The organism is Bacillus sp. EU63 (assembly GCF_038592915.1).
Classification (GTDB): domain Bacteria; phylum Bacillota; class Bacilli; order Bacillales; family Bacillaceae; genus Bacillus; species Bacillus velezensis.
The window spans coordinates 1,349,808-1,370,653 of sequence record NZ_CP151944.1; the positions used below are offsets into that span (position 1 = coordinate 1,349,808).

Below are 20,846 nucleotides of genomic sequence, written 5' to 3' on the forward strand. Positions count from 1 at the left end.
TATTACTGATTTTGGTCAGTCGCGGCGTTTCTAGGCTGTATCAATACCTCGACGCGCCTGTTTTTACTGCGCCCTTCAGCGGTTTTGTTCGACACGGCCGGTTTATACTCTCCGAAACCTTTGGCGCTGAAAACTTTTGCGTCAAGTTTCGGGTTTTCTGTCAGAATAGCCATGAAGTTGACGGCCCGCATGACGCTTAAATGCCAGTTAGATTGATATTGTGAGTTTTTAATCGGTACATTGTCCGTATGTCCGCTGATGATAATGTTCCTCGGCGGATTCAGCACAAGGAGATTCGAGATTTCCTTGGCAAGCGGAATATCTTCCTGACGGATATCCGCCCGTCCGGAATCAAAAAAGATACTGTCTTTAATCGTAATTAAGAGTCCTTCTTTAGTCAGCTTTGTTTCAAGCTGAGTTTCAAGCTTTTTATTTTTTATAAATTGATTGACTTGCTTTTGCACGCCTTCAAGTTCTTCGCGGTCGGCTGCTTCTCTTTCTTTCTTTTTCTGTTCTTTATCTTTTTCCTTGTCTTTTTTTAACTGATCAACGCCGTCTTTTTCGTTTTCAGGAGGGGTGAGGCTTGAATATTCAAGAACACCCGTGCCTCCGGTAAACACGGCGTTAAATGATTTAGACAGCATTTGGAATTTCGCCGCATCGACCGAGCTCATGGCGAACAATACAATGAACAGAGCCAAAAGAAGGGTGAGCAAATCCGCGTACGGGATCAGCCAAGACTCATCCACATGCTCGTCATCATGCTTCTTCTTCTTTTTTCTCGCCATTGTTTGCCTCTCCTTCTTGTTCAGCGACTTTTGCGCGTTCATTCGCAGGAAGATACATGAGAAGTTTTTGTTCGATCACTTTCGGAGCCTGTCCTTCAAGCACTGACAGAACGCCTTCGATCATGATTTCACGCAGTTTGACTTCCTGCTTTGATTTGCGTTTCAGTTTGTTGGCGAAGGGATGCCATAGTACATATCCTGTGAAAATCCCGAGAAGGGTGGCGACAAACGCCGCACTGATGGCATGTCCGAGCGCCTCGGTGTTGTTCATGTTGGAAAGAGCGGCGATAAGGCCGATGACCGCACCCAAAACGCCGAGTGTCGGCGCATATGTGCCGGCTTGTGTAAAGATGGCTGCGCCGGCCTGGTGTCTGTCTTCCATCGCTTCAACTTCCTCAGTCATAATATCTCTGATAAATTCTGCGCTTTGTCCGTCAACCGCCATGCTCAGGCCGTTTTTCAAAAATGCGTCATCCACGTCTTCAATGCTTGCTTCCAATGCGAGCAGACCTTCACGTCTGGCGATTTGCGCCCATTGAGAGAACATAGGAATTAATTGCGCAATTGTCAGCTGTTTGTTTTCTTTAAACAGCACTTTAAAAAGGGCAGGCACTTTTTTGATTTCTTTTCCGGGGAATGCGATGATCACCGCAGAAATCGTACCGAACAAAATAATCAGAATAGCTGCCGGGTTAGCGAGTGCGCTTAAGCTGACCCCTTTCAGCACCATGCCCACGCTTAAAGCAATCAAGGCGAGGATGATACCGATAATCGATGTTTTATCCATAGTTTTCACCAAATCCTTTATACTAGCTTTCTATGGTTAATATCGGTGGCAGTGCATGGAACTTTAGGGTGATTGAGAAATTGTTCCCGAATTCTTCACAGTTTCTCCCTTCCGGCATGGAGAAAGAAACAAAAAAGCGGCTCCCCGAAAGGAGGGAACCGCTTTTTTCTTATTGTGCCCGGACTTTGATGCCGTCCTCTTCCATTACGACATGGAAGGCTTTTATTTCGTTGTCATCCAATAAGAGATCTGTCATTTCGTCCTCGATCAATTCTTGGATGGTTCTTCTGAGCGGGCGTGCTCCGAAAGCGGGGTGGTAGCCGATTTCAGCGATTTTTTCTTTCGCATCATCGGTGACGCTCAGGCTGATGCCGCGCTCTTTTAATGTGTCTTCAAGCTCTGTGAGAAGCAGGCTGACGATTTTCACGAGATGTTCTTTTTTCAGGGATTGGAATTCAATAATGCTGTCAAATCGGTTTAAAAACTCCGGTTTGAAGAACGCGCTCAGTGAATCAATCAGCGTTTGTTCTTCCAGGACGCTCTCTTCAGATTGGAATCCGACTTTCACCTGTTTTTCGCCGGTTCCAGCGTTGCTTGTCATAATCAAAACGGTATCTTTGAAGCTGACCGTTCTGCCCTGGCTGTCTGTCAGACGGCCGTCCTCCATAATCTGCAGAAACATATGCTGGACATCAGGGTGGGCTTTTTCAATCTCATCGAGCAGCACGATGCTGTACGGATTGCGGCGCACTTTTTCCGTTAATTGACCGGCTTCATCGTGTCCGACATATCCCGGCGGTGAACCGATGATTTTTGATACGGCGTGTTTTTCCATGTATTCACTCATATCGAGACGGATAATGGAATCTTTTGTACCGAACAGTTCATCTGCGAGTGTCTTTGATAACTCGGTTTTTCCGACTCCGGTCGGTCCGACAAAGAGGAAGGAGCCGACAGGTCTGTTTTTGGATTTTAAGCCGGCGCGGCTTCGTCTGACCGCTTTCGCCACTTTTTTCACGGCTTTTTCCTGACCGATGACGCGCTGATGAAGATGCTCTTCAAGTTCCTTCATTTTTACTTGTTCATCAGCCTGGAGTTTTCCGACCGGAATGCCTGTTTTCTGTTCAATGATGGCTTGAATATGCTCCGCCCCGATTTCAGGTGAAGAGGCCGGTGTTTCATGCGCCAGCTGTTTTTCCAACGCCGCTTCTTCATCACGCAGTTTCGCGGCAAGCTCATAATTTTCTTCATGAAGCGCTTTTGTTTTCTCCGCGTCAATTGCTTTGAGTCTCTCAGCCGCATCTTCTTCATTTACGGTATCAAGCTCCAGGTTCGCCTTAGAGCCGGCTTCATCTAATAAGTCGATCGCTTTATCCGGCAGGTGGCGGTCCTGAATGTAACGGGATGAAAGCGTAACACAGGCGTTTATCGCTTCATTGCTGAATGTGACGCCGTGGTATTTCTCATATTTATCTTTAATGCCTTCCAGAATGCTGATGGCTTGTTCTATTGTAGGCTCGTGAACCATGACAGGCTGGAAGCGTCTTTCAAGCGCCGCATCTTTTTCAATCTGGCGGTACTCTTTCAGCGTTGTCGCCCCGATGACCTGCAGCTCGCCTCTGGCAAGCGCCGGTTTCAGGATGTTCCCGGCATCCATTGATCCCTCGGCAGAGCCGGCGCCTACAAGAAGATGAATCTCATCAATGAACAAGATGACGTTTTTCCGTTCTTTTAATTCGTTCATTAATTGTTTCATTCTTTCTTCAAACTGGCCTCTGATCCCTGTATTGGCGACGAGAGAAGCGACGTCAAGCAGGTAAAGCTCTTTGTTTTTCAATTTGTTCGGCACATCGCCTTCAGCGATTTTAAGCGCGAGGCCTTCTGCAATAGCCGTTTTACCGACGCCCGGCTCACCGATCAGCACCGGATTGTTTTTATTCCGGCGGTTCAAAATTTCAATTACGCGCGCCACTTCATTATCGCGGCCGATCACAGGGTCAATCAGACCTGCTTTTGCGCCGTTTGTGACGTTTTGAGCGAGCTCGTCGAGCAGGCCTTTTTCAGGGCCGGCCTGCTGTTTATTTTGATTGGGAGCGAAACCTTGCTCAAACGGGAATCCGAATGATTGCGGCCCCATGCTCATAGACGGTTTTCGGGTTAATTCTGTATAACATGTTTCACATAAAACGAATTGTTTTTGAATGGAATTGACTTGCATGTTCAGGCGAATCGTCGCCTCGTTTTTCTGACAATGTTGACAACGCATTTGCCAAAACCTCCTTGAAAAATGTTTGATCATCTTTGACCAAATGGATTAGAAAATAAGGTCTTAACTTTGACCTTCTTTGATTAATAGTATACTCTGACCTTCTTTGACTTTCAAGTATTTTGTTTCAAACCCCGAAAAATAAATGTTTACAGCATGATAAGTGATATTTGTGAGGTTTGATTATTTTTGACCAATATAGTCAGAAAGGAAATGAAATGCTTTGACCTTTCTTGATGAAGAGTATACGCCGGCCCTTTTTTTCTTTCAATATTTTTGCTTAGAGGAGAGAGCTGAATCTGTTTTCTCCGGGGAAGGACGATTTGTTCGTCTTTTCGGGCGACTTGTCTCATAAGCATATATAAAGGCCTGGACAAATCTGCGCTTAGCCGGAGGGAGAAATGGGACAAACAAAAGGTTCTGCAAGTCAGCTTGCATTTGTATACGTAGGCACGGTTGTCGGAGCCGGTTTTGCCACGGGACGGGAAATCGTTGAGTTTTTTCTGAAGTTTGGCTGGATCGGTCTGTTCGGTATCGTGGTAAGCGGTCTGATGTTTACATATTTAGGCGCCAAAATCATGATCATTTCCAAACGGATTCACGCAGCGTCTTATCAGGAATTGAACACATATTTATTCGGCCAGTCCATCGGCCGTGCCGTAAACATGTTTATGATGTTTATATTGCTGGGAGTGACCTCTGTCATGCTGTCCGGAGCGGGGGCGCTGTTTCATGAACAGCTTGGATGGTCCGCACAAGCGGGGATCCTTTTGACGATCGTACTGAGCTTTGCCGTCATGACAAGCGGTGTTAAAGGTGTGTTCGGCGTCAATATATTGGTTGTGCCGCTTTTAATTTCTTTCTCTTTTATCGTGACAGCTGATTCATTTGTATTTACAAGCACGAGAAACGCGGACGAATGGGTATGGCCTGACAAGTGGAATTGGCTTTTGTCCGCCGTCTCTTACGGCGCGTTAAATTTATCGCTCGCCCAAGCCGTCCTTGTGCCGCTTGCGAACGAAATGTCTTCAGAGAAGGTGATCAGAAAGGGGGCTTATTTAGGCGGTGTTCTTTTGACACTGGTGCTTGCCGCGAGCTTTTTATCATTATCGGTGCTGCCGGATGTGCTGGAGTTTGACATTCCGATGGCTCAAGTTGTCTATTCGTATTCGCGTTCGCTTCATATCATTTATTTGTTTATTATTTTCGGGGAAGTGTTTACGTCAGTCATCGGCAATCTATACGGATTGGAAAAACAATTAAACAGTTTTCTTCATATAAAAAGTACATATATTTACGGCGGCATTTTGGCGTTTGCTTTCATTATCAGCCAAATCGGCTACGGACAGCTGATTTCCACCGTTTACCCGGTGTTTGGATATGTGAGCCTCGCTTTTATCGGCGCATTGATTTGCAAAAAAATCCCGAAAGAAAAATAAGGATATAAGGAAAATGTCTGTATTTTTTGGGAATTCCCCTTCTTTTTTCCTGCCATTTCTGTATAATGAATTGGGAAATGATGGGGAGGAGTAAGAGATGAAGGATCGACGTGTATTATTGGGATTTATTTTTATTTGTATCGGCATTGCGTTTTTTTTACAGAAGGCGGGAGTTATACATATATCCGCAGGTTCGGCGTGGCCGTTTCTTTTCATTATAATGTCCGCAGGATTTCACGCCGGATTTATTTTTGCGAAAAAAACGCCTGAACAGGCGGGACTGCTCGTTCCCGGCGGTATGTTTCTTGTGCTGGGCTGCCTGTTTTGTTTTGAGACCGCAACGGGATGGACGTATTCAGGCGTGACGTGGCCTGTTTATATATGGGCGCCTGCTCTCGGTCTGTTTGAGCTGTGGTATTTCGGCGGGAGAAAGATCGGCGTATTGATTCCTGCTTTCATCCTGACAGCCGCGGGAGCACTATGCTTTGCCGGAATGCTGATGACGGGGCTGTGGCCGCTTTTGATCATCGCAGCCGGGCTTTTGTTTCACGCCGCTGCCTTTATGCAGCCGAAAAAAAGATCGGGCCTTCTTATTCCGGGCGGCATTTTGCTTGTGACGGGCGGCTTGTTATGGTTTGAAACGCTGACGGATTGGACATACGCAAATGTGACATCGCCTGTCTACCTCTTTGCCGTTGCGTTCGGGCTGTTTGAAGCCTGGCTGTTCGGCAGAAGGCAAAGAGGGCTTTTGACTGCTGCTGCGGTTCTGTGCGCCGCGGGCATTTTCGGCATATTCACCAATGCAAATGAAGTCATCAGCGAACGCGGCTGGCCCGTTCTCATTCTTTTGCTGGGCGCCGCTTTTCACATTCCGATTTTCGGCCCGAAACCTGTCAAAAACGCGGGGCTTCTCGTACCGGGCGGCATCTTATTGATTACGGGGTTCTTGTTTGTCTTTGAAACGGCAACCAATTGGTTCTACTCCGATGTGACATGGCCTGTTTACCTGTTGGCAACGGCATTCGGTTTATTTGAGCTGTGGCTGTTCGGCGGGAAACAGAAGGCGCTGCTCATCCCGGTTGCGGTGCTGACCTTGACAGCACTTTGCTTTATGATGACGTATCAGCCGATCATTCCGGTTTCTGTTTTCTGGCCTGCTTTATTTGTTCTGATCGGGATTGCGCTGATGGTATTTCCGGGGAAAAAACGCGGGGCTTAAATCCGCTTTTGCAGCCTGACACAGGTTTCAGGCTGTTTTTTTATTGTCACGGGAAACAATATTATGGTATGATAGCAAAAGTGAAAAAAGAAGAAAATCCGTATTGATGCGGGAGAGGTTCTAGCTACACCCTCTATAAAAAACTAAGGACGAGCTGTATCCTTGGATACGGTTTTTTTATGTTTTTTAGGGCGCCTTCTCCGAAAAAGGCGCTTTTTTTATGGAATGATAGATAAGGGAGAGAAAGACATGAAAAAAGAAAAAGCAGTTGTGGTGTTCAGCGGAGGCCAAGACAGCACGACTTGTTTATTATGGGCTTTGCAAAACTTTGAAGAAGTGGAAACTGTTACATTCCATTATAATCAGCGTCACCAAGAAGAAATCGATGTGGCAAAATCGATTGCCGAAAAGCTCGGTGTCAAAAACCACTTGCTTGATATGTCTCTTTTAAATCAGCTTGCGCCGAATGCGCTGACAAGAGATGATATCGAAATTGAAGCGAAGGACGGGGAATTGCCGACAACCTTTGTACCGGGACGCAACCTTGTATTTTTATCCTTTGCATCGATTCTTGCATATCAAATCGGTGCGCGCCACATTATCACCGGTGTTTGCGAGACTGATTTCAGCGGCTACCCGGACTGCCGTGACGAGTTTGTCAAATCCTGCAATGTCACCGTCAATTTGGCGATGGAAAAGCCGTTCGTCATTCATACGCCGCTTATGTGGCTGAACAAAGCAGAAACGTGGAAACTTGCGGATGAGCTCGGCGCGCTTGATTTTGTAAAGAATAATACACTGACTTGCTATAACGGCATCATTGCGGACGGATGCGGCGAATGCCCGGCATGCCTGCTCCGCAATAAAGGATATGATGAATATATGAAAATGAAAGGAGAGCGGAACTAATTGCTTTCTCAAATTTACCCGCAGGTTCAGCATCCTTATTCGTTTGAGTTGAATAAGGACATGCACATTTCAGCCGCGCACTTTATTCCCCGCGAAAGCGCCGGAGCGTGCAGCAGAGTCCACGGGCACACGTATACGGTAAATATTACAGTTGCGGGGGATGAACTGGATGATTCAGGCTTTCTCGTGAATTTCAGCGTGCTGAAGAAATTGGTGCACGGCGCTTATGACCATACATTGCTGAATGACCATGAGGAATTTTCTGAAGATGACAGATATTCACTGCCGACGACCGAGGTCGTGGCCAAAACGATTTATGATAAGGTGCAGTCCTACCTCGAAACACTGGAGAATCAGCCGGTCTGCGTGCAGGTTTTTGTCAGGGAAACCCCGACAAGCTATTGCGTATACCGCCCGAAAAAAGGTGATAGGAATGGCTAAAGGAATTCCGGTATTAGAAATTTTCGGCCCGACGATACAAGGGGAGGGCATGGTTATCGGCCAGAAAACCATGTTCGTCCGCACGGCGGGCTGCGACTACTCCTGCAGCTGGTGCGACTCCGCTTTTACATGGGACGGCTCAGCCAAAAAAGATATCCGCTGGATGACAGCGGAAGACATTTACCGCGAGCTGAGAGAAATCGGCGGAGACGCCTTTTCTCATGTCACCATCTCAGGAGGAAACCCGGCGCTGTTAAAGCAGCTTGACGCGCTGATTCTGCTGCTGAAAGAGCACGGGGTGCGCGCCGCTTTAGAAACGCAGGGAACGGTCTATCAGGATTGGTTCACAATGATTAACGACCTGACGATTTCACCGAAGCCGCCAAGTTCGGGGATGACAACCGATTTTGCAAAGCTCGATCACATTGTGTCTTCGCTTGATGCGGCAGAAAGGCTTAACGCGGTCAGCTTAAAGGTCGTCATTTTTAATGATGAAGATCTGCAATTCGCGAAAACCGTGCACAAGCGGTATCCGAATATTCCATTTTACCTTCAGGTCGGAAACGATAACGTCCATACGACAGATGATCAGTCACTGATTGCACATTTGCTTGGGAAATATGAAGCGCTTGTTGATAAGGTAGCTGTCGATGCGGAGCTGAATCTCGTCAGAGTGCTCCCGCAGCTGCACACCCTGTTATGGGGCAACAAACGCGGAGTATAATAGAAAGGAAGATGAACATGACGACAAGAAAAGAATCAGAATTAGAAGGTGTAACATTACTAGGCAACCAAGGTACAAATTATTTGTTCGAATATGCACCGGACGTGCTGGAATCCTTCCCTAATAAACATGTAAACCGTGACTACTTTGTAAAATTCAATTGTCCGGAATTCACATCTTTATGTCCTAAAACAGGGCAGCCGGACTTCGCAACCATCTACATCAGCTATATTCCGGATGAAAAAATGGTGGAAAGCAAATCGCTGAAGCTGTATCTTTTCAGCTTCCGCAACCACGGAGATTTCCACGAGGACTGCATGAACATCATCATGAATGACTTGATCGAATTAATGGATCCGCGTTATATCGAAGTATGGGGCAAATTCACGCCAAGAGGCGGAATCTCCATTGACCCGTATACAAACTATGGCAGACCGGGAACAAAATATGAAAAAATGGCCGAACATCGGATGATGAATCATGATATGTATCCGGAGACGATTGATAATCGGTAATTATTCCGTTGTGTGATACGGAGTGTGAAACGAAGTGGAGTCACAGTAAAATCCGAACATTCAGCGTTAATTTTCAGCGGAATTGTAACCGAGTCACAGCGAAGTGTGACCCGAAGTGACCGGAGTGTGACCCGCACTAAGCTCAATAAAAGTGTGACCTGAGGTGCAACCTGAACTGTGACTTTTATGCAGTGAAAAATTGATAGTACAGAAGCAGATTAAGGCGTACAATTTGTACGTCTTTTCTTTTTTATCCGAATGAAAAAATGCCTATCTAGAGATCATAGGCATTAAATATTATTATCAATATCTTCATTTATTTTTTGGCTAAGTTTCTGAACCTTCTCTTTAACAATTGAAACAGCTCTTTTTTGAATTTCATCAAAGTTCTCCTGAATATAGTCTATGACACTTCTTATTAGAACTTCACTTTCAAAATTGAATATCTCATTTATTTCTGACTGTTCTTCATCTGTTAGGTGATGGTATTGAAGTTGTTTAGCATTTACTTCAGCAGCTACATCAATCCTAACTTTAGTTGTTCTGGTTGTACAATTTCATATTCACCTTCTGCATACTCTTGCTCCGCATAATGGCTTCCCCATTGACAGAGCTCCTGCAAGATAGGTTTAAGAGATTCTCCAAGTTCAGTGGATGAATATTCAACCTTCGGCGGTACTTGATTATACATCTTTCTGCTCACAAGTCCACTGGCTTCAAGCTCTCTAAGTGTTTGAATCAGCATTTTCTGAGTTATATTTGGGATAATGCGCTTTAATTCACTCGTTCTCTTTGGTCCATTCATTAAAAAGTATAATACAAGGCCTTTCCATTTTCCGCCAATAACTTCCTTTGTCACTTCAAACCCACAACTAAATTTTTTCATGTCTAAAGCTCTCCATTCCACATTTATTACTTTTTAGTTACTATATCACAAAAAAGTGGGTACTTCCGATAATGTGCTTACTGAAGGATACTATATCTTGTAAGTTGTTCTTCAAGTACTTAAAGGTACTAGACATAAAATAAAATTAATTCTAAAGGAGTGTTAAGTATGGGTAAATTTGAAGGTAAAATAGCGCTTGTAACGGGTGGAACAAGTGGGATTGGTCTTGCTGCAGCACAAAAATTTGTAAACGAAGGTGCATATGTTTATATCACGGGACGTAGACAAAACGAACTTGATAAAGCTGTTAACCAAATTGGCAAGAACGTAACCGGTGTTCAAGGTGATATTTCTAAGCTTGAAGACTTAGACAAACTATATGACATTATAAAGCAGGAAAAAGGTAAGTTGGACATTCTTTTTGCTAATGCAGGCATCGGCAACTTCCTTCCATTAGGTGAAATTACTGAAGAGCAGGTTGATAGAACGTTCGACATTAACGTTAAAGGAACCATCTTTACTGTTCAAAAAGCGTTATCACTATTCCCGGAAAAAGCAGGTTCTATTATTGTAACGGGCTCTACTGCTGGATCAATTGGCAACCCAGCGTTTAGTGTATATGGAGCATCTAAAGCAGCATTAAGAGCACTAGTTCGCAACTGGATTCTTGACCTAAAAGGTACTGAAATCCGTGTAAATGTGGTTAGTCCAGGAGCTATTCTTACACCTGCCTACGATGAGCTTTTTGGTGATGCACTTGAAGAAGTAATGGAAAATAGCAGAAATACTGTTCCAGCTGGAAAAGTTGGGACACCTGAAGAAGTAGCAAACGCTGTATCTTTCCTTGCTTCAGACGAAAGCAGTTACTTGACGGGTGTTGAATTGTTCGTAGATGGCGGGCTAGCACAGGTATAATTTCACTTCGTAGAGATTACAAATAGTCCCCAAAAAAGGTTAAAATCAATCGTTTGGTAAGGTGTGAAATTGGTGTGACTTCATGATTAATGTCTAGAGCAAGTACTTATGGGACAAGACTTTGACCTGCCTTTTCTTCCACGAGGATTGCATGAACATCATCATGAATGACTTGATCGAATTAATGAACCCCCGCTGCATTGAAGTATGGGGCAAATTCACGCCTAGAGGCGGAATCTCCATTGACCCGTATACAAACTACGGCAGACCGGGAACAAAATATGAAAAAATGGCCGAACATCGGATGAAGAATCATGATATGTACCCGGAGACGATTGACAACCGTTAATTTTCAGACGGAGTACGGTCTCGGAATATAACCTAAATACCCCTGGTTGTGATACGAAGTGTGAAACGGAGTGAGGTCACGGTAAAACCCGAACATTTAGCGTCAGTTTTAGACGGAAATGTGACCGAGTCACAGCGCAGTGTGACCCGTAATTAGAATAAAATAGAGTCGATAATGAACGTAAGTGTGACTGAAGTGACCTCGTCTTTTTAGGCGGGGTTATTTTTTTGTCCATTTTCCGAAGTGTATATTCACAATTAATAAATAACGGATGAAAAAAGTTTCATCGACCTTGTCGAAAAATCATTCAACACTTACACATTATACAAAGGCAAACAGATTCTAAGCCGATAGATAACGATCAGAAAAAGGGGGCGGGGTTACCGCAAATTAATTCGAGCGGCCGTCGAGCTTTTTGTAAAAGGCGACCTGCCGATTAGAGATTTACGTACCCTAAGATAGGCAATACGGAGTGTTATATCGCAGTCATTCAAAATGGAAATTTGTTTGCATTAAAGTGAAGAGTGCTCGATCCGAAGATTTCCAATGGTTAAATTCGGCCTAGCATATTCAAGCACATCCAGTCGCTTTTAAGGTATACGCAAACACAATGTGAAAATCGATACATAGGAGAAAACGGGCGGCAGTTCTCTGATGGTTATCGAAAGTTTCCGCAGATTAAAAGCAGGTGTGTCAAAAGAGGGGTCCGCATAAATAGTAGAGGAGTGATCGGATAAGCTTCAGAAAGACCAGTCGGAGCAGATTTGCTATTTCAGAGATCGTCATTTTGAATTTGAGCCAGCCAGCTTGAAAAAAGATTTTGTAGCATATTGGAGATGAAAATCTAAAAATACAAGTTAAAACACGGGTAAATGGATAGAAGGTACTGGAGTCAATTAAAATCAGCAATCCCATTAAACTTGTATAAAAATAAGACTATTCAAAAGAAGATGTACATATTCGATAATCGGTTCATAAACGAGAAGGGAGACTATTCGGTGAGGTTAGCCAAGAAATTACCTTTCAATTTAGACTGGACAGGGTCACAATTACCGGTTTTTTTTAGATCATGTCTTCTATATCTAGTGTGGGACTGTCATTTTTAATTTGTAGTCTTCGATAAAACTCAGAGATAAAAAAGGGGTAAAATTTCAAGTTACCCCCTAAAACACTTAAGATGTTGTTATTCATTTTGTAATTAGGTCTGAAATATTTTCATTTATAAAGTCACTTAATGCGATTTGTTTTGAAACGTAGGTTAAGTTTGTTTGGGAGATTTCCTCAGAATATTTTAAAACTAATTCTTTTGTAAAGCTATACGCTGTAAAGATTATTTCATCAGTTATATGTTCTACGTCTATGTTACATAAATCTCTATCGCCATTGAACCGAGCTTTATCTAATACTACAGAAGCAAGCACCCTAGATATATGGAAATTGTAATGTGTTGATAGAGCAATATCTATATCGTCATTTGGTGCAAACACTTGCTTTATAAATTGTTCAACTCGTTTCATCAATTTTATTGATTGAAGGTAAGTTTCCATCGGTCTATTATCTGGGAAAAGTCTATTATAATCACTCTCCTTTTTAGTAAGAATTGTTGGGTTTGATCTTGCTTTTGATGGGTTTTTTTCAACAATTGATGTTATACATTGAGATAGATAATTTATAGAAATTATTTTTTTTATCGGCTTGTTTTGATTTCTATAATAATTTTTTCTTCTATCATAAAAGTAGCCGTTCGCTAAGAAGTAATCTTCGATGTCTCTTTGTACCTTATGAGTAGCTCTTAATAAGGCTGGAGGTACAGGGTTATGAGAGTTATTTGACTTGATAATAGTGTCCATTGTTTCTTTTTTATTTGTTATTATAATTTTTAATAATATCGAACGGGTATCATTTTTAGGAAGATCAACGCTGAAGGCGTTATAAAGAGTATGTGAAGTCTGTAAACCATTTACAATCTGGATATTTTCTAATTGTAGTGTTTTTCCAATCAATGTCCCATTTTCTGCAATAATAGTTATCCCGTTATTTAACCACCAAAAATCAAATTCATTTTTTTCCCTAAGAGTTTCTGCTATGTCGTTATTTACAGATGTATTGTTTTGAAAATCCCGAATGTTAGATTCAAACAGATATTTTCTTAAAGTATTATCTCCATCACATAGAAATTTATAATATTCTTTCACATTTACAGAAGCAATATAACCCCTTTGATCGGATTCTCTGTAATCTATAGCAATTGGGTTTTCATTTAGTTTTAATGCAAGCGAATAGTCTGGTTCTTTACGTAAAAGGTTTAATATGTATTCAGCATCAATAAGTTTATAATTAAAATTCATTTTGCCTAGATTTGATTGAAGTGTCTTTTCTCTTAAAATACTGATTTTATTTAGATATGAATGGTTCTTATACTTGGGGCCATATATCTTTTGTTTATCTCCTTTGCAAACATGATAAAAATTAATGTTCAATGTTGGATGCTTTATTGCTATTTTCTTAATTATATTATGTATTAAATAAATTTTTTCGATAAGATTTTCAGAAACAGCTTTTTTTATTGATTCTAAATCTTTGTCTAAATCAAATATAATGTTCGTTGCTACAATAAATTTATCAATCACAGATTCATTAATGGTGTTAGTATTTTTATATTGAAGAAAATGGAGGTCTAGTTTCATTTTACTTTGGATTTCAACCTCTTCTAGGTTATTGATTAATTCATCATTCAAATAAATATAGACTCCGTCAATCCCGTAATCCTTACTATCACCAACTAAACCAAGTAATGCTTCGTCAAATGCAATGTCTTGGTTTTTAAATATTTGTTCGGTTGAGAACACCTCAAATGCTTTATCTTTTGTTTGAAATTGGTTGCCATTTTTATTTATATAATCATCTAAATGAACATTTAATAAAGTCAATTGGTTACTCAAAATTCTCACTCTTTTCAATTTTAATTAGTCGTTAATAACAATATCAAATTAATTACATTATATCCATAAGTTTGTTTTTGCGAGGGTCGTTTGAATTGAACAATATCGAGTGAAATGTATTGGTTAGAAATATAAGTTGAGTGTATTCCACATGTAAGAGTATTGTGATTTAAAGTCGCTTCTATTTAAGAAAATAAGAGTAGATCAGGGTTATTACAATATACCCCTTGTTTGGTTTTGTGAGTATTATTAATGTTAAATATCTATAAAGGGGATATTGATATCGAAAAGGAGATTTTTTGGAGTTAAATTGATGTGATATTGAATTTGGGTAATGACATCGAAAGATAAGTATTGAAATTGACTAGCGGTTTTTCTAAAGTGGGTGAGTTGTAATCATTGTATAACAAAAACGATATTTAAATTAAGTTTCCACTTTTCCTTTTCCATGCATGATTTTCCTGCCAAAGAATAAATAGTACATGAAAGTTCAGTATTAAAAAGACGAGTAAACCCGGGGGAGTGTACTCGCCGCTTCATTACGTGACGGGTGCTGGATGGCAGCTCGTCTGTTTCATTATAAAATAGGGAACGTATGTTTGTAAAGACCTGCGCTGTTTTTTCTCATTCGGAGCGGATCAATTGTAAAGGAATGGTCAGCATGATAGCATGTCCTGTAAAAAGAAGGAGTGTTCGTTATGGAGCCGTTAGAGTTAAACGGTGTAAGGCTGAAAATGTATGATTGTAAAGAAAGTGCGGGCAAAAACGGCCGTATGATTTCATTTGTATTGAAGGTGACCTCTGAAACGTATCATGATATTGCCGTCCTTTTGTATGAAAAAACATTTGACATCAAGGCGCCCGAGCGCGGGCTTGAATTCCGCGGTAAAATAACCAACTACTATACATCCGTCACAAATCTTTACAATAAAGATGAGACCGGTGATTTTTATGTAGAAATGACCGAGATCTGAATTCATTTGAAAAAGCTGCCGGGCGGCAGCTTTTGTGCGGGATATGTAAATGGTTCGGATGTTCGGGGGGGTTTAATAGGAGTCTCTGATGATTTTATAATTCTTATGGTTGACGACAGTGAGGGAATCTAATTCAAGGTCACGATAATTATCCATGATGGTTACATCAACGATGACGGAGTTTTCATTTACTTTTTCAACAATACCGGTTAATCCGTTTTTAAATTCAATGACGTTTCCAACCTTAGCAATTTTCACGAGCTTCCTCTCCTTTATCATAAATCCTGTTTGAAAATATTTTGCAGTATTTTCTTTAAGAAGTAAAGCGATATGGGTATCAGCCCGCTCAATCATTGTCCCAGCGGGGGAAAGATGGTATATTGTTTTTCGGGAAAAAGCCGAGAAAAGGAGGCTGTATTCGTTGCTGCCTGAGGAAATTTCAGAACGTATCAACCAAATGCGCACCGGTGAAATCAAAGAATTCAGGGTGCAGAAAGAACATTTTCTTGCATTTCGAGCGGTTTTGTCGAAGCAGGAAGATTTTAAGCATTTCCGCGGTATTGCCCAGCAGGGCGGAGATGTTATATTTCAGTATTTAGAACAGCCAAGAAGCTGACGGCTCCTCGCACTTGAGGAGTCTTTTTTGGGGTTTCAGTTTCTCATTTCATCTGGCTGTAACAGATGTAAACAAAATGTAAAATCCCTCCGATGGATACTTTTACTGCTATTTGGTTAATGTTGTGAAAATGACGGCTGTTTTCCTGCCAATAACAAGGCTGTTAACGAACTTCTTCCATCATAAAAGCTGATTGGGAGCACTGGAAAATCTTTAACCGTGAATTTGCGCACAGCTCTTGTTAAGGTAGTGAAGTATTTAAGGAGGAAATCGTATGACGACAAAATTTGCTGCCTTGGCTGTCTTTTTTCTATGTTTTATGCCTGCATCAAAAATTGAACATACAGAAGCTCTGTTTACTTTTGCGAAGAAGCCAAAGCAAGAACCCAGCACACTGGTTGCTGATTTAAATAAAAAAAGCTCGGTTCCGAAGCTTTCAAAAACGGATCATAAGCATTCTATCCAACCGATAAAGCTGTCATCTCACCAAGAGAAGAAAGCAAAACCGGAAGAGACGGCTTATCAGCCGCCGAAAAAAACGTATTCCCGCGCTGACAGACAACTTCTGGCACGTCTCGTTCACGCAGAAGCGAAAGGTGAATCTTATAAAGGGAAGGTTGCGGTAGCCAGCGTAGTGCTGAACCGCACTGAAAAAAACGGCTTCCCGGATACCATTCGGGGTGTGATCTATCAAAGGAATGCATTTGAACCGGTAGCAAACGGAAGCATTAATCAAAAGCCGGATAAGGATTCCGTCGCCGCCGCAAATGAGGCGCTTGATCATCCGGGCAGAGAAACGAACGCGTTGTTTTTCTACAATCCGAAAACGGCATCTGACCACTGGATCCGTTCGCGAAAAATTATCGAGCGGATCGGCAGACACGTATTTGCGATGTAAGCATAGCGGGATCAAAAATATCCCGGCTATGCTTTTTTCAATTTTGAGAAATCGAAAATATTTTCAGAACTTGTCTCATATGATGATGGAAGAACGAGAGACAAGGAGAGACACCATGAATCGATTTGTGAAAGGGATCATTCTTTTATCCATCGCCGCCTTTTTCGCGGAATGTCTGGAATTTGTCGTGAATATGATACTGGCGCGGGAGCTTGGCGAGCATGGGATGGGGCTTTACATGAGCATTCTGCCCACCATTTTTTTAATTATCGTGATCGCCAGTCTGGAGCTTCCGATCTCTATTTCAAAATTCATCGCGGAATCCAATCAGAAGCTGCATGAAAGCATGCTCCGGCATGCCTTCAGAATGACCGCCGTTTTTACCGCGTTTTCAACCGCGGCCGCAAGCATCGCGCTGCCGTTCATTCCTGTATTCGATACGTATCACCCGTTTATTAAAGGGATTGTCATCGGGCTGATTCCAGTCGTCGCTTTTACATCCATCGCCAGAGGTTATTTTATGGGTGTGCAGCAAATGGGAAAAATCGCGGTTGCGAATGTCTTGAAAAAAATCATTCAAGTGCTTTGTCTGTTTATCTTTTTTCAATGGTACTCTTTTGAAATTGATATGGCCGTGCTCATTTCGTTATTTGTGCTGGTCGCAAGCGATGTTGTGGTGTTCGTTTACTTGTATACGCAGTTTATTTTGGCGCGGAGGGCGCTTTCCGGCCATCAGCACATTCATCTTCGCGGGAAAGACGTGCGGAAACGCCTCCTGGCCGTATCCATCCCGACAACGGGACTTCGTATATTTCATGCGGTGACAAACGCCATTGAACCCTTTTTAGTGAAAGGAGCGCTGCTGGCGTCCGGGGCAGCCGGGACAGCCGCGATTGATCAATACGGCATGCTTGCCGGTGTAGCGATGACAATCGGTTCGTTTCCCGCATTTATCGCCCATTCGCTGATGGTCGTCATGATTCCCAGCATTTCAGAAGCGTATGCGCTGTCCCAATATGATATTGTGCTGAAACGGCTGAGACAAGCGATTTTTATTACATTCGGCTACGGCATTCCGGCAGTCTGGGTCATGTTTCAGTTCGCGGGCCCGCTGACCCATTTGTTTTTTCAGTCTCCGGAAGCGCAGTATTATTTGCAGCTTTTGTGGCCGTTTTTTCTTTTTCATCTGTTTGTGATGCCGCTTCAGGCCTGTCTGATCGGCATCGGCCACGTGAAAACGGCGTTTTATCATAACGTATGGAGCAGCATTGTAGGGCTTTCGATGATGTATGTGCTCGGTTCTATGCCGGAATTGCAAATGCTCGGCATTATACTCGGCATGAATACCGGGATGATTCTTCTGACAAGTTTACATTACGCGACGATCTGCAAAGACCTCGGTGTCTCCGTGTTTTTGACGGGCGGCGGAAGAACAGCGCCCCGGATCGAAAGCTGAAAAGGCTGATACATTTCAATAAGGAAGGGCAAGCTATCCGAAACGCGTGAAAGGAAGATCATATGCATAAAAACCGCCTAATTGTATGTGCAGTCCTTTTGATAGCTGCCGCCGTCTGGATGCCTGAAGCAAACGCCTCATCAGAAAAACAGGCAGTTCCCGCCGTGTTTCTGATGAAGACGATTGAAGGAGACGAGATATCGATTCCGAATAAAGGGCAGAAAACGATATTGCATTTTTGGACATCGTGGTGTCCGCCGTGCAAAAAAGAACTGCCGCAATTCCAAACGTATTATGAACAGCATCAGTCCGATGATGTAAGCCTTGTAACGGTAAATCTGATGAATGCCGAGCGAAACAAAAATACCGTTCAAAACTTTGTCAGTCAGCACCATCTCACTTTCCCGATTGTTCTTGACACGAAAGGCGAGCTTATGAAGGAATACGATGTCATGACGATTCCCACGTCATTTCTGCTGAATGAAAAAGGAGAAATCGAAAAAAAGATCGTCGGTCCGATGACCGCCTCACAATTAAAAGAATGGTCAGAGAAATAAAAAGGTGCGGGAGGAATTCTTCCCGCACCTTTTTTGAATATAATGAACAGCTGAAGAAACACTAATGATAATTATTATCAAAAAGAAATTAAAACAATTATAATTGAAATCTTCCGCCGGCATGCTATAATAAAGAAAACACTGCGATAACACTGTGAAAATGCTGCCTGTCAGGCGGCTGTTTTGCTTTTATCGGGGAATTGAAGATGATTTGCGTTCTCAATTAGAGAGGAGAATTCATAATGAATGAACAAGTGATGACACAAACCCATTCACAACAGCACATACAAGAAGAGCGGGCCGGAAAAAAGTGGCTCCAGCATGCAGAACTCATTGCGGCGCTCGTATCCGGCGTCCTTATTCTTGCGGCCTGGTTTTTTACCGAAACAAAAGGCCTGTCCGTCACTTTGTATATCCTTGCCTTCCTGATCGGGGGATTTGCAAAAGCGAAAGAGGGAATTGAGGATACCATTGAGACGAAGGCGTTAAATGTGGAACTGCTGATGATTTTTGCGGCTGTCGGCTCCGCCCTGATCGGTTATTGGGCGGAAGGCGCTGTTCTTATTTTTATTTTTTCGTTAAGCGGCGCGCTCGAAACATACACGATGAATAAAAGCAGCCGTGATTTAACCTCTTTGATGAAACTGGAACCGGAGGAAGCGACTCTGCTTGCGGACGGACGGGAAAAGCGGGTGCCGGCTGCTGAACTTAAGATCGGTGACATGATCGTCATTAAGCCGGGCGAACGCGTAGCGGCAGACGGGATCATTGAGTCTGGCGTGACGAGCCTCGATGAATCGGCGCTTACGGGTGAAGCGATGCCGGCGGAAAAAACAGCCGGAGATTCTGTGTTTACAGGAACGGTAAACGGAAACGGCTCCTTAACGGTCCGTGTGACGAAAACAAATGAACAGTCTTTATTCAGAAAAATCATCCGGCTGGTGGAATCAGCCCAAAACAGCGTGTCACCGGCTCAGGCATTTATTGAGCGGTTCGAAAGTGTCTATGTCAAAGGCGTGCTGTTAGCCGTGGCTTTGCTTTTATTCGTTCCTCATTTCGCTTTAGGCTGGAGCTGGAGTGAAACCTTTTACCGGGCGATGGTGTTTATGGTGGTCGCCTCCCCGTGCGCGCTTGTCGCTTCTATTATGCCCGCTGCGCTTTCCCTTATCTCAAATGGGGCCCGCAACGGATTATTGGTTAAAGGAAGTGTGTTTTTAGAGCAGCTGGGAAGCGTACGGATGATCGCTTTTGACAAAACCGGCACGGTCACTAAGGGACAGCCGGCAGTCGCGGCATTTCAAGCTGCGGAAAATGTGAGTGAAGATGAGATCATGCAGGCGGTGTATGGGATAGAAAAGCAATCAAGCCACCCGCTTGCAAAAGCGATAGCTGAATTTGCCGAAAGCCGGGGCGCCGCGCCCGCAGGACATCTATCGATTGACGAGACGTCCGGATTCGGTGTTCAGGCTGAAATAGAAGGCGTCAAATGGATGGTCGGAAAAGCGGGATTTGCAGGTGAAGATGCGGCAGATGCTTTTTTGCAGACATCGGGAAAAGAATTAAAGGATAAAGGCTTTACACTGGTCTTTGTCAAGAAAGATGACCGGATTGCGGGCTGCTTTGCCTTAAAGGATCAAATCCGACCTGAAGCGAAAGCCGTGATGGCTGAGCTTGAATCACTGGGCATTCAAACAGCCATGCTCACCGGCGATCAGTCTGAAACTGCGGCTGCCATTGCAAAAGAGGCGGGCATGACGACGGTTGTTGCCGATTGTCTGCCGGACCAAAAGGCAAAAGAAGTGAAGAAGCTGAAAGAAACGTACGGCACAATCGCCATGGTGGGGGACGGCATTAATGACGCGCCCGCTCTGAAAACCGCTGACGTCGGTATTGCGATGGGCGGGGGAACGGACGTGGCTCTTGAAACGGCTGACTTAGTCCTTATGAAAAATGATCTTCACAAGCTTGTGAAAATGTGCAGACTCTCAAGGAAAATGAACCGGATTATTAAGCAGAATATTGTTTTCTCGCTCTCGGTCATCTGCCTTTTGATCTGCGCTAACTTTCTGCAGGTGATGGAACTGCCGTTTGGCGTGATCGGGCATGAGGGGAGCACGATTCTGGTCATACTGAACGGACTGAGATTATTAAAATAAACATGACAG

At 43.2% G+C, this 20,846-nt stretch carries 19 protein-coding genes, 1 pseudogene and 1 riboswitch; of the genes and pseudogenes, 14 read left to right on the forward strand and 6 right to left on the reverse strand.

Annotated features, from left to right (window positions below):
* Positions 1-2: 2 nt before the first annotated feature.
* The 3 genes from motB to clpE form a co-directional block, all read right to left on the reverse strand.
* Positions 3-788 (reverse strand): flagellar motor protein MotB, encoded by a 786-nt coding sequence (gene motB / locus NYE38_RS07035; RefSeq protein ID WP_017417652.1) that lies wholly within the window; start codon positions 786-788, stop codon positions 3-5.
* Positions 760-1,575, reverse strand: a complete 816-nt coding sequence (gene motA / locus NYE38_RS07040; protein WP_007408461.1) for a flagellar motor stator protein MotA — start codon at positions 1,573-1,575, stop codon at positions 760-762. Before motA ends, motB begins: the two co-directional genes overlap by 29 nt.
* 169 nt (positions 1,576-1,744) lie before the next feature.
* A complete protein-coding gene (gene clpE, locus NYE38_RS07045) occupies positions 1,745-3,841 on the reverse strand; it encodes an ATP-dependent protease ATP-binding subunit ClpE (protein WP_017417653.1) in 2,097 nt (698 codons plus the stop codon).
* A gap of 401 nt (positions 3,842-4,242) precedes the next feature.
* On the opposite strand from clpE, the gene NYE38_RS07050 reads away from it, so the two are divergent.
* The 6 genes from NYE38_RS07050 (at position 4,243) to queF (ending at position 9,088) form a co-directional block, all read left to right on the forward strand.
* Entirely contained in the window at positions 4,243-5,280 is a 1,038-nt protein-coding gene (locus tag NYE38_RS07050; protein ID WP_017417655.1) for a membrane protein, read from the forward strand.
* Positions 5,281-5,377: 97 nt separating this feature from the next.
* Entirely contained in the window at positions 5,378-6,499 is a 1,122-nt protein-coding gene (locus tag NYE38_RS07055) for a hypothetical protein (protein ID WP_257988936.1), read from the forward strand.
* A gap of 108 nt (positions 6,500-6,607) precedes the next feature.
* Positions 6,608-6,652, forward strand: a riboswitch (PreQ1 riboswitch).
* A gap of 96 nt (positions 6,653-6,748) precedes the next feature.
* A complete protein-coding gene (queC, locus tag NYE38_RS07060) occupies positions 6,749-7,408 on the forward strand; it encodes a 7-cyano-7-deazaguanine synthase QueC (RefSeq protein ID WP_003154679.1) in 660 nt (219 codons plus the stop codon).
* Complete coding sequence (queD, locus tag NYE38_RS07065; protein WP_025650398.1) at positions 7,409-7,849, forward strand: 6-carboxytetrahydropterin synthase QueD; 441 nt, start codon at positions 7,409-7,411, stop codon at positions 7,847-7,849.
* Positions 7,842-8,573, forward strand: a complete 732-nt coding sequence (gene queE / locus NYE38_RS07070) for a 7-carboxy-7-deazaguanine synthase QueE (RefSeq protein ID WP_017417657.1) — start codon at positions 7,842-7,844, stop codon at positions 8,571-8,573. Before queD ends, queE begins: the two co-directional genes overlap by 8 nt.
* 17 nt (positions 8,574-8,590) lie before the next feature.
* A complete protein-coding gene (gene queF, locus NYE38_RS07075) occupies positions 8,591-9,088 on the forward strand; it encodes a preQ(1) synthase (RefSeq protein WP_017417658.1) in 498 nt (165 codons plus the stop codon).
* Positions 9,089-9,605: 517 nt separating this feature from the next.
* Here the strand turns inward: queF and NYE38_RS07080 are convergent.
* A complete protein-coding gene (locus tag NYE38_RS07080; protein ID WP_017417659.1) occupies positions 9,606-9,974 on the reverse strand; it encodes a winged helix-turn-helix transcriptional regulator in 369 nt (122 codons plus the stop codon).
* Between the two features lie 168 nt (positions 9,975-10,142).
* Here NYE38_RS07080 and NYE38_RS07085 point away from each other — a divergent pair, with 168 nt between their 5' ends.
* Together NYE38_RS07085 and NYE38_RS07090 are read left to right on the forward strand one after the other, a co-directional pair.
* On the forward strand, positions 10,143-10,889 hold the full coding sequence (locus NYE38_RS07085; RefSeq protein ID WP_224443613.1) for a glucose 1-dehydrogenase: 747 nt from the start codon (positions 10,143-10,145) through the stop codon (positions 10,887-10,889).
* 136 nt (positions 10,890-11,025) lie between these two features.
* A pseudogene (locus NYE38_RS07090) lies at positions 11,026-11,238 on the forward strand (7-cyano-7-deazaguanine reductase); the annotation flags it as partial.
* A 1,187-nt stretch (positions 11,239-12,425) separates the two neighbouring features.
* Here NYE38_RS07090 and NYE38_RS07095 read toward each other — a convergent pair.
* On the reverse strand, positions 12,426-14,180 hold the full coding sequence (locus NYE38_RS07095) for an AIPR family protein (RefSeq protein ID WP_017417662.1): 1,755 nt from the start codon (positions 14,178-14,180) through the stop codon (positions 12,426-12,428).
* 698 nt (positions 14,181-14,878) lie between these two features.
* Between NYE38_RS07095 and NYE38_RS07100 the strand changes: the two genes are divergently transcribed.
* Positions 14,879-15,154 (forward strand): DUF3219 family protein, encoded by a 276-nt coding sequence (locus tag NYE38_RS07100; protein ID WP_014417589.1) that lies wholly within the window; start codon positions 14,879-14,881, stop codon positions 15,152-15,154.
* 72 nt (positions 15,155-15,226) lie between these two features.
* Here NYE38_RS07100 and NYE38_RS07105 read toward each other — a convergent pair whose 3' ends face one another.
* Positions 15,227-15,412 (reverse strand): YkvS family protein, encoded by a 186-nt coding sequence (locus NYE38_RS07105; RefSeq protein WP_003154669.1) that lies wholly within the window; start codon positions 15,410-15,412, stop codon positions 15,227-15,229.
* A gap of 163 nt (positions 15,413-15,575) precedes the next feature.
* On the opposite strand from NYE38_RS07105, the gene NYE38_RS07110 reads away from it, so the two are divergent.
* The 5 genes from NYE38_RS07110 (at position 15,576) to NYE38_RS07130 (ending at position 20,837) form a co-directional block, all read left to right on the forward strand.
* The gene (locus NYE38_RS07110; RefSeq protein WP_014304905.1) at positions 15,576-15,770 is read left to right on the forward strand and encodes a hypothetical protein; all 195 of its coding nucleotides are present in this window, start codon (positions 15,576-15,578) and stop codon (positions 15,768-15,770) included.
* A 274-nt stretch (positions 15,771-16,044) separates the two neighbouring features.
* Positions 16,045-16,668, forward strand: a complete 624-nt coding sequence (locus NYE38_RS07115) for a cell wall hydrolase (RefSeq protein ID WP_014417591.1) — start codon at positions 16,045-16,047, stop codon at positions 16,666-16,668.
* A gap of 115 nt (positions 16,669-16,783) precedes the next feature.
* Positions 16,784-18,124 (forward strand): polysaccharide biosynthesis protein, encoded by a 1,341-nt coding sequence (locus NYE38_RS07120; protein ID WP_003154663.1) that lies wholly within the window; start codon positions 16,784-16,786, stop codon positions 18,122-18,124.
* Between the two features lie 62 nt (positions 18,125-18,186).
* Positions 18,187-18,681 carry an endospore biogenesis thiol-disulfide oxidoreductase StoA gene (gene stoA, locus NYE38_RS07125; protein ID WP_017417663.1) on the forward strand — a complete coding sequence of 165 codons (495 nt, stop codon included), beginning with the start codon at positions 18,187-18,189 and terminating at the stop codon, positions 18,679-18,681.
* Between the two features lie 242 nt (positions 18,682-18,923).
* Entirely contained in the window at positions 18,924-20,837 is a 1,914-nt protein-coding gene (locus NYE38_RS07130; protein WP_017417664.1) for a heavy metal translocating P-type ATPase, read from the forward strand.
* The last annotated feature ends 9 nt before the right edge of the window (positions 20,838-20,846 follow it).